A 14,435-nucleotide genomic window follows, 5' to 3' on the forward strand; every position below is an offset into this window, starting at 1 on the left:
GGCCAGGGTCGCCCCCGGTGCCGCGGAGGGTCACCGGCCGTCACCATGGAGGCATGACGAGTTCGACGCCTTCCCACCACGAGGCCCCGCCGCCGGCGGAGGTCTCACCCGTCCCGGCGCTGCGCCGCTCGCCGCGGCACAAGGTCGTGGCCGGTGTGTGCGGCGGTCTGGGGCGGCATTTCGATCTCGACCCGGTGATCTTCCGGATCGCGGTCGGAGTGCTGTCGGTGACCGGCGGCATCGGGCTGATCTTCTACGGCTTCGCGTGGCTGCTGATCCCGCGCGCGGGCGAGGAGGAGAACGAGGGCCGCAGGCTGCTGTCCGGCCGGGTCGACGGAGCGGCGCTCGCCGCCGTGCTCATGGCGCTGGTCGGCTGCGGCGTCTTCCTGTCGATGCTGCAGAACGGCGGGACGATCGCGTTCGCGATGATCCTGTCGACGGCGGTCTGTGGCGCGGCGGTCTGGTCGCAGCGGCGCCGGCAGGTCGTCGGCGGTGACGCCGAGGGCCGGATGGACGCGGCGACCGCGCACGCCGTCGCCGAGGCGCCGCCGGAGACGAAGGCACCGCCGCTGGTGGAATTCCCGTCGTGGTGGAAGGACCCGATAGTCAAGGACGGCTCGACCGGAAGGATCGCCGTCGGCTATCTGTGGGGTCCGCACGGGGTGGTGGGTCCGGACGGCCGGCTCGAAAACGGCGAGATCCCGGTGCCCGGCAGCCAGTGGGGCCCGAGCGTCCCCGAGGGAGAGGGGCGCCCCCGGGCGGCGACGGTCCGGCGCGGCCCGCGCTCCATCGGCGGGCTGCTCTTCCTGCTGGCGTTGCTGGCCGGCGGACTCGGCACGGGGCTGTCCTGGGAGACCCATCCGCTGGGCACGAGCCTCCAGATCGGCCTGGCCGCCGCCCTGGCGGTGTTCGGTCTCGGCCTGGTCGTCGCCGGCTTCCTCGGCCGGACCGGATTCGGCACGATCTTCCTGACCGTGGTCACCGCCGGCCTGCTCGCGGTGTCGGCCGCGCTGCCGAAGGAGATCTCGACGGACTGGGTCCGTACGACGTGGGAGCCGGCGTCGGTCGCCGCCGTGCAGCCCCGCTACGAGCTGGGCACGGGCGTCGGCACCCTCGATCTGACGCGCCTCGCCGTCCCGGCGGGCACGACGGTCGGCACCGAGGCGGAGGTCGGCGCCGGAAAGCTCGACGTGATCGTTCCGAAGAACGTCACGGTGAAACTGCGGGCGCAGGTGGGACTGGGCGATCTCCAACTGCCGCAGCAGCGCCCCGATGACATCGACATCGCCCCGGACCGCGACGAGACCCGTACGCTCACCCCTCCGGAGGGGACCGTCCCGGCCGGAACGCTGGACCTCTCCCTGGAGGTCGGTCTCGGACAGGTGGAGGTCACCCGTGCTGCTTCATGAGTTCCGTCCGGGCCGGCTGATCGTCGGCGTGACGGCCCTGGGCCTCGCCGCCCTCTACGCGGGCGACGCCGCCGACGCCTGGGTGACGCCCTGGTACGGCGTCGTCCCGGTGCTGTGCGGCGGTCTGGGGGCGGCCGCGCTCGCGACCTGGGTCGCCTATGGGATACGGCGCCGCCGTTCGGCGAGGACCGCGTCGAGCGAGAACATCGAGGCGCCGGCCAGCACCAGCGGCAGCCAGGACATCAGATAGGCGAGGTCGTTGCCGTAGTAGTACGGCTGGGTCTGCCAGCTCACGGTCAGCCACAGGCTCAGCGAGATCAGCACGCCGCCGAGCGCGGCCAGCCGGGCGTAGAGACCCAGCAGGGTTCCGATGCCGACGGCCAGCTCCCCGAACGCGATGCCGTAGCCGAATCCGGTGGGGCTCTTGAGCGCCAGGTCGACGAGGGCGGGGAAGGCCGAGGTGTCCCGCACGCCCCGCATCATCTCGCCGATGGACCCGCTGCCGGTGTCGGCCAGGAAGGTGGAGTCGGTGATCTTGTCGAGCCCGGCGTAGATGAAGGTGATCCCGAGGAAGAGGCGCAGCGGCAGCAGGGCGTAGCGCGAGGCGGTGGCCTTCCACCCGGAGAGGCCACCGGGGCCCCCGGGACCACCGTGGCCGCCCCACCCACCGTCGCCGCCCCACCCGCCGTGTCCGCCCCTCCCGCCGTGGCGCCCGAGACCGCCGTGTCCGCGCTGTCCGCCCTGCCCGTCGTCCGGGGCGCCGTACGCCCCGTTCGTCCCGTGCGTTCGTCCTGACATCGCCGGCCCGCCTCTCCACGCCACTGTCCGCAGAACCGATTGTCCTCGGACCCCCTTGATCTGGATACGCGGGGAACGGGCGGAGAGTTCAGGCGGCTCAGTCGACGACGTCGATCGTGACCCGGTTGGTCTCCACGCCCACGGCCGTCACCACCCACAGCTCGACGCGCCCCGGCTCCACGTCCACCGGGAGCGGAACGGTCAGGGTCCCGTCGGTCGGGTTGGCGAAGCCGCCCGGGACCGGGACCAGGGGGACGTGCGCGTGGACGGAGCCGACGCGCACGACCAGGCGGGTCAGGGCGTCCGGTCCCCGTGCGCCGGCCGGGACGAAACCGGCCCCCCTGATCTCGATGTCGTCCCCGGTGCGGATGGGGGCGTCGAGGTCGCCCGCCTCGCGGGACCGGACGACGGAGAAGATCGTGGGCCGGCCGCCCTCCCCCCACTTCCCGGCGAGATAGCCGGCCGCCGAGACGGCGACGAGGAGCACCAGGGTCCACGGCAGGGCGGGCAGCCGGTCGGGCTCGCGCCCGAGTCGCACGGCGCCGAGGACGAGGGTGGCGGCGGTGACCAGGACGTACTGGAGGTCGGTGAGGCTCGCCCGGCCGTCGTCGTCGCAGAGGAGGTCCGCCGCACGGGGCCGGTCGGCCCGTACTTTCTGCAGGCGTTGGCCCACGATCCGCACCCACACGATCCGGCGGACGGCGACCGCGACCGCCGCGGTCAGGGCGAAAGCGGTCAGCAGTCCGGCGCCGCGGGCTGCCCCGAGGCCGATCCGGTCGGCGCCGGTGACCAGGCGCAGCGAGAGGAACAGCACGCTCCACACGGCGAAGAGGAGCCAGCAGGCGGCGACCGCGCGGGAGGTCGAGAGCCGGTTGTCCTCACCGATCAGCGGTGCGAGGACGCCGCCACGCGCCCGGTGGACCTGGGCGGCGCCGGTCAGCAGGACGGCGAGGACGAGGGTCGCGGCGAGCCCCGCCGTGCGCGCCCCCGTCCACCCCGCGCCGATCGCCGTGAGCGCCTGCCCGAGGAGCAGGGCGAGGGCCGCGCCCCAGACCACGCCGAAGGTGGCGCGCCGGACCCGCCCGAGCCAGGCGTCGCCGGCCTCACGGCCGCGCGCGGCGACGGTCCGGGCGGACTGGGCGAGCTCGTCGGAGACCCACTGCCGGGAGGCGCCCGGAGAGTGGGCGACAGCCGCGGGCACCCCCTGGCCGGCGGCGAGTTCGTCCCGCCGGGCGAGGAAGGCGGCGACGGCGCGCCGGTGCCCCGCTCGCCCGCCCGGTGCGCACCGCGCGTGGTCACCGCACTGTCTGGCCTCTTGCACCGCCACGGCGCTCACTTCCCGATCGGTCAACTTGCCGGTGATTCTTGGGAATTGTGCCGCACCGAAACGTTCCGCAGGTGCTTCGAGCGCCCAGCGGGAGAGTGATTGAACCGTCATCACATTGACGTAAGGACTGCTAAAGCCCTGCTCTACGACAGAAGTTCGGGTTCCGTGCGGCTGATCCGGCGCCACAGGGGCTGGTAGTTGATCCACGCGGCCAGGTCGGTGCCGAGCTGTTCACGGGTGGCGACCGCCTCCCGGTGGCCGATCGGGACCGGCTTGCCCGCGGCGCGCGCGGTCAGCTGCACCTGGGCGCACCGCTCCATCGCGATGAACCACCAGGCGGCCGCGTCGACGGAGGATCCGACGGTCAGTAGGCCGTGGTTGCGCAGCACGATCGCCTTGTACGGGCCGAGGGCGGCGGCGATCCTCCGTCCCTCCTCCCGGTCCACGGCGACACCGGTGTAGGCGTCGAAGAGCGCGTGATCCCGGTAGAAACCGCAGGCTTCCTGGGTGATCGGCTCGATCAGCTCGCCGAGGGCGGCGAGCGCCCGCCCGTACGTGGAGTGGGTGTGCGCGACGGCGACGACGTCGGGCCGGGCCCGGTGCACCTGCGCGTGGACGGTGAAGGCGGCCTGGTTCACATGGTGGGTGCCGTGGACGACCTGGCCGTCCCCGTTGACCAGGAGGAGGTCGCTCGCGGTCAGCTCGGCGAAGGGCGCTCCGAAGGGGTTCACCCAGAAGCAGTCGGGGAGTCCGGGGTCCCGGGCGGTGAGGTGGCCCGAGACGCCCTCCTCGTACCCGAACCGCGCGAAGAGTCTGAGCGCGCCCGCGAGCCGCTGCTTGCGGTACGCCCGTTCCTCCTCGGCGGTCTCGTGGACGGGCGGCATGGCGAAGTGGAGCTGCGCGACGGGTACGGGCGCGGGTGTCTCGCTCATGGGCGGGAAGGTAACTCCGGGCCGTGCAACTGGCCAGAGAGATCACACGACGAAACCGCCGCCCCGCAAAGGCGGGACGGCGGTTTCACAGGCGGTGCGGGACTACTCCCACTCGATGGTGCCCGGCGGCTTGCTCGTCACGTCGAGCACCACACGGTTCACGTCGGCGACCTCGTTGGTGATCCGGGTCGAGATCTTCGCCAGTACGTCGTACGGCATCCGCGTCCAGTCCGCCGTCATGGCGTCCTCGGAGGAGACGGGGCGCAGGACGATCGGGTGACCGTAGGTCCGGCCGTCGCCCTGGACGCCCACGGAGCGGACATCGGCGAGCAGGACGACCGGGCACTGCCAGATGTCGCGGTCGAGACCGGCGGCCGTCAGCTCCTCGCGGGCGATCGCGTCGGCCTCGCGCAGCAGGTCGAGCCGCTCCTTGGTGACCTCGCCGACGATCCGGATGCCGAGGCCCGGCCCAGGGAAGGGCTGGCGCTGGACGATCTCCTCCGGCAGGCCGAGCTCCTGGCCGACCATGCGGACCTCGTCCTTGAACAGCTGGCGCAGCGGCTCGACGAGCTCGAACTCCAGGTCCTCGGGGAGGCCGCCCACGTTGTGGTGGGACTTGATGTTCGCGGTGCCGGTGCCGCCGCCGGACTCGACGATGTCCGGGTAGAGCGTGCCCTGGACGAGGAAGGCGACGTCCTCGCCGGTGCCCGCGGACTCGGCGACGATCTCGGCCTGTGCCTGCTCGAAGACGCGGATGAACTCGCGGCCGATGATCTTCCGCTTCTCCTCGGGGTCGGAGACCCCGGCGAGCGCGGTGAGGAAGCGCTCCTGCGCGTCGACGACCTTCAGCTGGACACCGGTCGCCGCGACGAAGTCCTTCTCGACCTGCTCGGTCTCGTCCTTGCGCATCAGACCGTGGTCGACGTACACGCAGGTCAGCTGGGAGCCGATGGCCTTCTGCACGAGCGCCGCGGCCACGGCCGAGTCGACGCCGCCGGAGAGGCCGCAGATGGCGCGCTTGGTGCCGACCTGCTCGCGGATGGCCGCGACCTGCTCGTCGATGACGTTGCCGGTGGTCCAGGTCGGCTCGATGCCGGCGCCCCGGTAGAGGAAGTGCTCCAGGATCTGCTGGCCGTGCGTGGAGTGCAGCACCTCGGGGTGGTACTGGACGCCGTACAGCTTCTTCTCGTCGTTCTCGAAGGCGGCGACCGGCACGACGTCCGTGGACGCGGTGACGGTGAAGCCCTCGGGGGCGGCGGAGCAGGCGTCGCCGTGCGACATCCACACGGACTGCTCGGTCGGCGTGCCCTCGAAGAGGGTCGAGCCGCTCTTGGAGACGTGCAGCGGCGTACGGCCGTACTCGCGGGCGCCCGTGTTGTCGACGGTGCCGCCGAGGGTGGTCGCCATCAGCTGGAAGCCGTAGCACATGCCGAAGACGGGGACACCGGCCTCGAAGAGGGCGCGGTCGAGGCGCGGGGCGCCCTCCGCGTACACGGAGGACGGGCCGCCGGAGAGGATGATCGCCTTGGGGTTCTTGGCCAGCATCTCGGCCACCGGCATGGTGGACGGGACGATCTCGCTGTAGACCCGGGCCTCACGGACGCGGCGGGCGATGAGCTGGGCGTACTGGGCGCCGAAGTCGACAACGAGGACTACGTCCGGGTTGGAGACGTCGGGCGCGGCAGCGGGAGTCGCTGATGACACTACGGCGGCCTTCCGGCGGTAGGGAGAGGTTCCCTGGGGAGTCCCTTGGGCGGGGATCCCCGAAGGGGGGCTATTTGTCGATTCTACCGGCGCGCCGGTGTCGTTCTTCGTCTCACCATCCGAACCCGGTTTGGCCGGGGGCCCGGGCCGGGGTCCATACTGTCCGCATGCGCACGCTCACGACCTACGTCTTTACCTATGGCAACCGGCCCACCGGCTGCCATGGTCGTGCTGCTTGAGCAACTGACAAGCGACTTCCCAGGCGCCCCGGGCCGACAAGGCCCGGGGCGCTTCGTGGTTTCCGGGCCGTGCCGCTCCGGGGCGTCCGACCCCGACACCACGAGGAGCCCTCGATGACCACCACGACCCCCACCGAGAAGACCGGCGCCCGCACCGACGAGGCGGCCGCGCTCATCGGCGACGCCCGCGAGCGGATCGACGCCCTCGACGACCGGATCATCGGCCTGATCCAGGAACGGATGGCCGTCTCGGCCGTCATCCAGGAGGCCCGGATCGGCTCGGGGGGCCGCCGGGTGAATCTCGCGCGCGAGATGGAGGTGCTGGGCCACTACCGGGACGCGCTGGGCAAGCCGGGCACCTCGCTCGCGATGACCGTCCTGGAGCTGTGCCGGGGCCGCGTCTGACCCGCCGGGGCAGGGGTACGGACCTGAGTTCGGGCCCGCTCTCACCCGTACGGCGCGTGACCGGCTCCCGTACCCCTTCGTTGGTCGGGTTGTCCGTGCCAGCCAGGGGCGGGCCCGAAAAAACCACGCGTGGCTTCGCTGGGGCGTGTGACGTACCGCAAGTACGTCGTGGGACCTCGTCCCAGCGTGTGTGACCGGACGGCAGGGGACAGCAGCCCGGTCACCTCAAGGGCGGTCGGCTCCCGGGGACGCCCGGGGCCGGCCGCAACCGGTCCGGACGGATGCGCCGGCACCCGTCCAGCACGATGCGAGACATACGAGACGACCCCACACCTCCCCGTCCCCCCACCCCGCGGCGCGACTCCCCGGCGCCGCACCCCCTCGGCACCGCCGCTGCCCTGACACCGGTGCCGACCCCAAGGGCCCCGCGCCGCGACCGGAATCGCGCAGCGGGGCCCTTGCCCTGCCCTTGGCCTGCCCGACTCCGACTCCGACTCCGACTCCGGCTACGGCCCCGGCTCCGGCCCCCGTCGCGCCGCGACCCCGCCCCGGAAGTGACGCGCGTCACACGACAATTCTCGTCGTCGGCTACAACCAATCCCTCGGGTCACAGGTCATGTATGCAGCACCACCCAGAAGCTGGAGAGGCGCTGCACTCGGAGGGGGGTGCAGCGCCTCTTCCGTTTCCGGCACCGCCGCCTACGCCCGCTCGGACGCCTTCGGCGGGACGGCCGGGATTCCGAGGAACGGCAGCTTCAGCGCGCCGAAGGCGTCCGCCGGCACCGTCGGGGACTTCGGGGCGACGGCGGCGAGGCGGACGTACGCCTCGCCCTGGCTCGGCCGCAAGTCCTCCTCCCCCTTGTTCGGCCAGAAGGACATCGCTCGCTCCGCCTGGGCCGTGATCGTCAGCGAGGGGTTGACACCGAGGTTCGCGGAGACCGCGGCCCCGTCGACGACCGAGATGCCGGGGTGGCCGTAGAGCCGGTGGTACGGGTCGATGACGCCGGACGCCGCGTCGGCGCCGATCGGGCAGCCGCCCAGGAAGTGCGCGGTCAGCGGGGTGCCCATCAGCTCACCGATGTTGGAGCCCGCGAAGCCGTTGATCTCCTCCGCGAGCAGGGACGCGGCCCGGGTCGCCTCGGGGATCTGGTTCGGGTTGGGCGCGCCATGCCCCTGGCGGGCCGTGAGCAGGCCCTTGCCGAGACCGGCGGGCTTGCGGAAGGTCGTCAGGGAGTTGTCCAGGGACTGCATGACCAGACCGATGATGGTCCGCTCCGACCAGCGGCGGTTGGAGAGCGAGCGGACCGCGAGCGTGGGGTGCCGGGCGATCTGGAGGAGCCAGTTCCGGACCCGGTGCGCGCCGTAGGGCACCTGGAGGACGGTCATGCCGCCCATGGCGTTGGAGCCCTTGCCGTAGCGGACCGGCTCGATGTGGGTGTTCTCGTCCGGGTGGATCGAGGACGTGATCGCGACCCCTCGCGTGAAGTCGACCTTCGCGGCGCCGTGCTTCTTGCGGTAGCGCCGGTCGGTGGTCTGAGAGCCCACCAGCGCCTCGGAGTTGGTACGGGTCAGCTCGCCCAGCCGGCCCGAGATGTGAGGGAGCAGACCGGTGTCCTTCATCCGGTGCAGCAGGGTCTGCGTGCCGTACGTACCGGCCGCGACGACGACCCGCCGGGCCCTGAACGTACGCCCCTTGCCCTTCTTCCGGTTGTCGGTGGGGAGCGTCCTGACCGCGTACCCGCCCCGCGAGTCCTCGGTGAGGGCGACCACCGAGGTCATGGGGTGGACGACGGCGCCGGCCTTCTCGGCGAGGTGGAGGTAGTTCTCGTTCAGGGTGTTCTTCGCGCCGTGGCGGCAGCCCGTCATGCACTCCCCGCACTCGGTGCAGGCCTTGCGGGACGGGCCGACGCCGCCGAAGTACGGGTCGGGGACCTCCGTGCCCGGCGTGGCCCTCGTCCCGCCGTCGGCGTCCGCGCCGTCCCCGAAAAAGACGCCGACCGGCGCCATGTGGAAGGTGTCGCCGATACCCATGGCCTGCGCGGTCGCCTTCAGATGGACGTCCGAGGGGGTCATGGTCGGGTTGAGACGGACGCCCAGCATCCGCTTGGCCTGGTCGTAGTAGGGCGCCAGCTCCTCCTGCCAGTCGGTGATGTCCTTCCACTGCGGGTCGTCGAAGAACGCCCGGGGCGGGACGTAGAGGGTGTTGGCGTAGTTGAGGGACCCGCCGCCGACCCCGGCGCCGGCGAGCACCATCACATTGCCCAGCAGGTGGATGCGCTGGATTCCGTACAGGCCGAGGGCCGGGGCCCAGAGGAAGTTCTTCAGGTCCCAGGAGTTCTTCGGCAGGTCGCCGCGGCCGAAGCGGCGGCCGGCCTCCAGGACGCCGACCCGGTACCCCTTCTCGGTCAGCCGCAGGGCCGTGACCGAACCGCCGAAGCCGGAGCCGACGACGATGACGTCGTAGTCGTACGCCTCGTCCGTCTCGTCCACGTCGCTCGCTTCCTGATTCCGGGCAGGGGGTACCGCGGTCATGGCTCTCCTCGTACGAAAAGGGGCAGGGGGACGGTGCGGGGGGCAGGGTCAGCGCAGGCGCAGGGCCTTCATCGCCTTCAGGGACACGCTCATGAACGCGGCGTACTTCTCGTCGTCCATCCCGAAGGAGGGAGCGAGCGGCATCAGCCGCTGCTGGGCCACGGTCTGGGCCTCGGTGAACTTGAGGATTCCCTCCGAGCCGTGGCGCCGGCCGAGCCCGGAGTCCTTCATGCCGCCCATCGGCGCCTGGACACTGCCGTACGCCGGGGCGTACCCCTCGTTGATGTTGACCGTGCCGGTGCGCAGCCGGGCGGCGACGGCGTGGCCGCGCCGCGAGTCCTTCGTCCAGACGGAGGAGTTCAGGCCGTACGGCGTGCCGTTGGCCAGCTCGATGACCTCGTCCTCGTCCTTGAAGCGGTAGATCGAGACGACCGGGCCGAAGGTCTCCTCGGTGCAGACGGCCATCGGGGCCTCGACGCCGTCGAGGATGGTCGGCTCGTAGAAGAGCGGGCCGATGTCGGGGCGGGCGACACCGCCCGCGACGACGGTCGCACCCTTGGCGACGGCCTCCTCGACATGCCGGGTGACGGTCTGGAGCTGCCGGTCGCTGACGAGGGAGCCCATGTCGGCGCCGTAGGAGAGGGAGTTGCCGAGCCGCATGGCCTTGGTGCGGGCGGCGAACCGGGCGACGAAGTCGTCGGCGACCGACTCGTGGACGTACAGCCGCTCGATGGAGATGCAGAGCTGTCCGGCGGAGGAGAAGCAGGCGCGGACGGCGCCGGCGGCCGCCTTCTCGATGTCGGCGTCCTTCAGGACCAGCATGGCGTTCTTGCCGCCGAGTTCGAGGGTCACGCCGACGAGGCGGGCCGCCGCTCCCTGGGCGACCTCGCGGCCGGTGCGGGTGGAGCCGGTGAAGGAGACGTAGTCGGCGTGCTTGACGACCTCGGGGCCGACCACCGGGCCGTCGCCGAGGACGACCTGGAAGACACCGGCCGGGAGACCCGCCTCGATGAGCAGGTCGCGGGCCCAGAGGGCGGTGAGGGCGGTCTCGGTGTCCGGCTTCATCACGACGGCGTTGCCGGCGACGAAGGCCGGGAGCGCGTCGCCGACCGACAGCTCCAGGGGGTAGTTCCAGGGCGCGATCTGGCCGACGACTCCGCGCGGCTGGCGCAGCTCGGTGACCTTGGTGAGGGTCGGTACGACACCGGTGTGGTGCTTCGGGCGCAGGTACGAGGGCGCCTTGCGGCCGTAGTGGCGGGCGGCGACGGCGACCGCCTGGACCTCTTCGTGCGCGTGCAGCCGAGCCTTGCCGGTCTCCAGCTGGATGAGGTCGAGCACCTCCGCCTGCCGCTGGAGAACGAGGTCGTGGAAGCGGAGCAGGACGGCGGCGCGGGCCTTGACGGGGGTCGCGGCCCAGGCGGCCTGGGCCGCGCGGGCGCGGGTGAAGGCCTCGGCGACGTCCTCGGGGGTGGACTCGGGCAGCTCGGCGAGCTGCTCCCCGGTGAAGGGGGTGTGGTTCGCGGTCCGGCCGGAGCCGACGACGCCGCGGGTGAGCTGGGCGACCACCTCGGGGGTGACCACGTCGGCGGCGGTACGGGCGCCGGCCGGCGAGGGGGCGAGGGGGTTCGTTCCCTTGCCGGACGTGGCGGCGGCGGGAGCGGCGGTGGCGGTGGAGGCCTGCGAGTCCGTCATGAGGGCGAGAGTAGGCCGCATTCCGGTCTTTGGGTACCCGTCGGTAACGCGTTTTCACCGGGTGCGCACAATCGCGCCAGCGATCACTGGCATATAAGCGCTGATCAGCGACTTACGGTCGGCCAGGCGTACGATTCCGCGACTTTCGGCGGGTCAGTCGCCGGGAGCCCGCCAGTGCTGCAGGACGATGTCGAACTGCTCCCGCGTGACGTCCCAGCTCTCCTCCGGCGACGACATGTACACGGCGTACTCGGTGCCGTCGTCCCCGAAGTAGACCTGGTCGATCGCGTGCCGAGGGCCGGGGAAGAACGTCTTCTCGCTCCAGGTGAACTCCCACTGGGCGGACCGGACCTGATCACGGTAGGTGTTCTGGTTCAGCCTGACCCTTTGGTACCCCGGCCGCGAGCGCACCGTCTTCTCCAGGTCCAGCATGTGCATGTACGGGTTCTCGAAGTCGGGCGTGGGGTCGATGCTGATACGGATCCGGTGGCGACCGTTGTCCGGCGTGTAGTCGATGTTGTCGCCGTCGGTCTGCCGCTTCCAGCCGTCCGGCACGAGCAGGCCGAAGCCCTTGGGGTCCTCGACCCGGTGCCACCCCGCCGGGACGCCGTCGGCGGGCTTCGTCACCGTGGGCTGCGTGCTGTGGCCGGCGGCCCCGCCGGTGGCACCGCCGTCGGCGCGGTTCATGGCGACGAAAACGGCTCCGCCCGCGACCAGACCGGCGAGAACGGCCGCCATGACCGCCGTACGCCATCGGCCGCGGGCCCTCTCCGGGGCGGGCGGCGGTGCGGCGGCCGTCGGGGGGAGGGGCGCGGGCCGCGGCTGCGTCGGCTGCGTCGGCTGCGGGAGGGTGGCGGAGGCCAGCTCCTCCCGGGTCACCCGCTGCGTCGGTACGTACGCCTGTGCCGCGGCCGCGTGGCGGCCCTCCATGGCGTCGAGCAGCATGCGCTCGACCTCTTCCGCACGCGGCCGGTCCGCCGGGTCCTTGCGGAGCAGCGCGACGATCACGGAGGCCAGCGCACCGGCCTTGGCCGGGTGAAGCGGTTCCTCGTCCACGACGGCCTGCATGGTGCTGATCGGCGACGACCTGCGGAACGGGGAAGTCCCCTCCACCGCCGTGTACAGCGTGGCACCCAGCGACCAGAGGTCGGAGGCCGGTCCGGGGTCCCCGCCCCGGACCCGCTCGGGCGCCAGATAGTCGATGGAGCCGACGAGTTCACCGGTGCGCGTGATCGTGGAGTCCCCCTCGATCGCCGCGATCCCGAAGTCGGTGAGCAGGACCCTTCCGTCCCTGGCCAGCAGGACGTTGCCGGGCTTGACGTCCCGGTGCAGCACACCGGCCGCGTGCGCCGCGCGCAGGGCCCCGAGCACGTGCAGCCCAATCCTGGCCGCCTCGCGGGCCTCGATCGTGCCGGACTCCTTGGCGGCGTCCGCGAGCGAGGGGCCGTCGACGTACTGCATCACGATCCACGGCCGGTCGTCGTGCTCCAGCACGTCGTGCACGGTGACCACGCCCGGGTGGGTGATCCGCGCCGCGGCCCGGGCCTCCTTCTGCGTCCGCGCATGCAGGACCAGCCGGTCCGCCTCGGCGGCGAACCGACCCGCCGTCAGTTCCTTGACGGCGACGACCCGGTGCAGCACCTCGTCATGGGCGCGCCAGACCTTGCCCATGCCGCCGCGGCCTATGCTTTCGGCCAACCGGTAGCGCCCGGCGAGCAGAAGACCCTCCCCGGTCTCCGCCCCGGTTCCTCTTCCGCTTCCGGACCCCGCACCTGTGCTCTGAGAATGATCCACTTGCCCCCGCCCGTTCCTTCGGATGACAGGTTACGGAGGGGGATACGGGGGACGGAACCTCGGGGCTGGCATAGGAACCCCACTGTGACCAGGCCGACGTGAACCGACGCCTTTCGGCCAGGCCCCGCGGCGCCTCAGCGGGTCGAACGGTAGGCCTTCACGGCCTGGTCGTAGATCTCCGACACCTTGTCGCGCTCGCTCTCCGGCCCGATGACCTGGACGACGTGGTAGCGGCCGGCGTCGATCAGGGCCAGGTTGCGGACGAACACCTCGCGGCCCGTGGTGTCCTGCCAGGTGAACTGCCCCACCGCCATGGCCTGCTGCCCGACGTCGATCCGGCGCAGCCCGGAGGCGCTGGACCACGAGGAGTCCCGCCAGGGCTGGAGCTCGCGCTCCTTGGTCCGCTGATACGCCATCGGGTCAGAGCCGTTGGCCTGAACGGTGTCGCGGCCGGGAACGACGATCAGGGTGAAGTCGCCCTCGCTGTAGCGCACTTGCCCGGCGTCGTTGATGGGGCTGCGCCGCCAGCCTTCGGCGACCCCGATCTGGAAGCCCTCCGGGTCCTTGCGCAGGGTGTATCCGGCGGCGAGGGCGGGGGTGCTGGGATCAGCGGCGGGCGGCGTGGTCCGGCCGGCACTCGGCCGGGACCCGGGCGTGGAGCTCGGTCCGGCGCTCGATCCCGAACTCGATCCCGAACTCGACCCCGACCCGGAGCCGGTGGGCGGGGCGGACTGGCCGGTGGGCCGGCCCGTGGGCGCGGACTCCCCGTCTTCGGCGCCGTTCTTGGGCATGAACATCACGGCGTACGCGACGGCGCCCGCGAGCAGCAACAGGACCAGGAGCAGAAGCGTACGCCCGAGGGAGCGCGGGGAACCTCCGTCGCGGGACGCGCGCGGTGTCCGGGGCGGGCGCGGGGCGCGCTGCGGAAGCTCCTCGTGGAACCGCTCCTGCCGGAACTCCTCGCGCTGTTCGTGCCGTACGTCCTGCGCACGGGCCGGACGGGGCTCCCTGCCCTTCTTGGGGCGGTGGCGGTGGCGGCCACCGGCCGCCGCCCCGCGGCGGCGGCGCACCAGCTCGCCGCGACGGCGCACGATGGGCAGCCGCGCCGCGTCCACGGAAGGCAGGGGCACGACCCCGAGGCCCGCCTCCGGCTCCGGCGCGGAGCGGACGAGGGAGCGCAGCCAGCCGCGCAGCTCCTCGAAGTCCGGGCGCTCGGTGGGGTCCTGTCGCAGCAGCGATTCGACGACCGGGCGCAACGGGCCGCACTCCTCCGCGAAGGCGGGCGGCTCGGCGCAGACGAGCTGCACGAGCTCGGCGGCGCTGTCCTCGGGGTAGGGGGCGTGGCCCTGAACGGCCCGGTAGAGGAGCGCGCCGAGCGCCCAGAGGTCGGTGGCGGGGCCGATGGGCGGGGCGAGACGCCAGTTCTCGTGGACCGGTCCGGCCTGTTCGGGCGCCCAGCGCTCGGTGATGGGGCCGACGACGGCGATCCGGGCCTGGCGGGCGCGCTCGCCGGCCAGGCGGGTGGCCGGGCCGCGGTAGACGGAGGCGTGGCCGCTTCCCTCGGCGGGCTCGCCCCAGCCGCGGGCGGCCGGTACGGGGGCGG

10 protein-coding genes and 1 pseudogene are annotated in these 14,435 nt (G+C 72.4%); 3 read left to right on the forward strand and 8 right to left on the reverse strand.

The genetic code is table 11. From position 1 onward, the window contains the following. Nucleotides 1–53: 53 nt before the first annotated feature. Both J7E93_RS11960 and J7E93_RS11965 read left to right on the forward strand, forming a co-directional pair. Complete coding sequence (locus J7E93_RS11960; protein ID WP_215068299.1) at nucleotides 54–1,409, forward strand: PspC domain-containing protein; 1,356 nt, start codon at nucleotides 54–56, stop codon at nucleotides 1,407–1,409. After that, nucleotides 1,396–1,659 carry a hypothetical protein gene (locus J7E93_RS11965; protein ID WP_215068301.1) on the forward strand — a complete coding sequence of 88 codons (264 nt, stop codon included), beginning with the start codon at nucleotides 1,396–1,398 and terminating at the stop codon, nucleotides 1,657–1,659. The genes J7E93_RS11960 and J7E93_RS11965 overlap by 14 nt, the downstream gene beginning before the upstream one ends. Here the strand turns inward: J7E93_RS11965 and J7E93_RS11970 are convergent. The 4 genes from J7E93_RS11970 to guaA form a co-directional block, all read right to left on the reverse strand. Further along, nucleotides 1,566–2,207 carry a DoxX family protein gene (locus J7E93_RS11970; protein WP_215068303.1) on the reverse strand — a complete coding sequence of 214 codons (642 nt, stop codon included), beginning with the start codon at nucleotides 2,205–2,207 and terminating at the stop codon, nucleotides 1,566–1,568. The two genes, J7E93_RS11965 and J7E93_RS11970, sit on opposite strands and share 94 nt — an antisense overlap. A 97-nt stretch (nucleotides 2,208–2,304) precedes the next feature. Further along, nucleotides 2,305–3,534, reverse strand: a complete 1,230-nt coding sequence (locus J7E93_RS11975) for a hypothetical protein (protein WP_374105375.1) — start codon at nucleotides 3,532–3,534, stop codon at nucleotides 2,305–2,307. Nucleotides 3,535–3,677: 143 nt separating this feature from the next. Continuing rightward, a complete protein-coding gene (locus tag J7E93_RS11980) occupies nucleotides 3,678–4,466 on the reverse strand; it encodes a class II aldolase/adducin family protein (RefSeq protein WP_215068305.1) in 789 nt (262 codons plus the stop codon). Between the two features lie 102 nt (nucleotides 4,467–4,568). Continuing rightward, entirely contained in the window at nucleotides 4,569–6,170 is a 1,602-nt protein-coding gene (gene guaA, locus J7E93_RS11985) for a glutamine-hydrolyzing GMP synthase (RefSeq protein WP_215068307.1), read from the reverse strand. 353 nt (nucleotides 6,171–6,523) lie between these two features. Between guaA and J7E93_RS11990 the strand changes: the two genes are divergently transcribed. After that, complete coding sequence (locus J7E93_RS11990; RefSeq protein ID WP_215068309.1) at nucleotides 6,524–6,814, forward strand: chorismate mutase; 291 nt, start codon at nucleotides 6,524–6,526, stop codon at nucleotides 6,812–6,814. Between the two features lie 699 nt (nucleotides 6,815–7,513). Here J7E93_RS11990 and J7E93_RS11995 read toward each other — a convergent pair. From J7E93_RS11995 to J7E93_RS12010, 4 genes and pseudogenes are all read right to left on the reverse strand, one after another. Continuing rightward, on the reverse strand, nucleotides 7,514–9,346 hold the full coding sequence (locus J7E93_RS11995; protein ID WP_215068311.1) for a GMC oxidoreductase: 1,833 nt from the start codon (nucleotides 9,344–9,346) through the stop codon (nucleotides 7,514–7,516). A 48-nt stretch (nucleotides 9,347–9,394) separates the two neighbouring features. Further along, entirely contained in the window at nucleotides 9,395–11,038 is a 1,644-nt protein-coding gene (locus J7E93_RS12000; protein WP_215068313.1) for a succinic semialdehyde dehydrogenase, read from the reverse strand. A 153-nt stretch (nucleotides 11,039–11,191) separates the two neighbouring features. Further along, entirely contained in the window at nucleotides 11,192–12,832 is a 1,641-nt protein-coding gene (locus J7E93_RS12005; protein WP_374105376.1) for a serine/threonine-protein kinase, read from the reverse strand. A gap of 134 nt (nucleotides 12,833–12,966) precedes the next feature. Next, nucleotides 12,967–14,435, reverse strand: a pseudogene (locus J7E93_RS12010) (serine/threonine protein kinase); the annotation flags it as partial.

The sequence above is a fragment of the Streptomyces sp. ISL-36 genome, from assembly GCF_018614205.1.
Lineage (GTDB): Bacteria > Actinomycetota > Actinomycetes > Streptomycetales > Streptomycetaceae > Streptomyces.

Coding starts and splice junctions, on each gene's coding strand:
- J7E93_RS11960 (WP_215068299.1), top strand. CDS start 54: ATGACGAGTTCGACGCCTTCCCACCACGAGGCCCCGCCGCCGGCGGAG.
- J7E93_RS11970 (WP_215068303.1), bottom strand. CDS start 2,207: ATGTCAGGACGAACGCACGGGACGAACGGGGCGTACGGCGCCCCGGAC.
- J7E93_RS11980 (WP_215068305.1), bottom strand. CDS start 4,466: ATGAGCGAGACACCCGCGCCCGTACCCGTCGCGCAGCTCCACTTCGCC.
- J7E93_RS11990 (WP_215068309.1), top strand. CDS start 6,524: ATGACCACCACGACCCCCACCGAGAAGACCGGCGCCCGCACCGACGAG.
- J7E93_RS11995 (WP_215068311.1), bottom strand. CDS start 9,346: ATGACCGCGGTACCCCCTGCCCGGAATCAGGAAGCGAGCGACGTGGAC.
- J7E93_RS12000 (WP_215068313.1), bottom strand. CDS start 11,038: ATGACGGACTCGCAGGCCTCCACCGCCACCGCCGCTCCCGCCGCCGCC.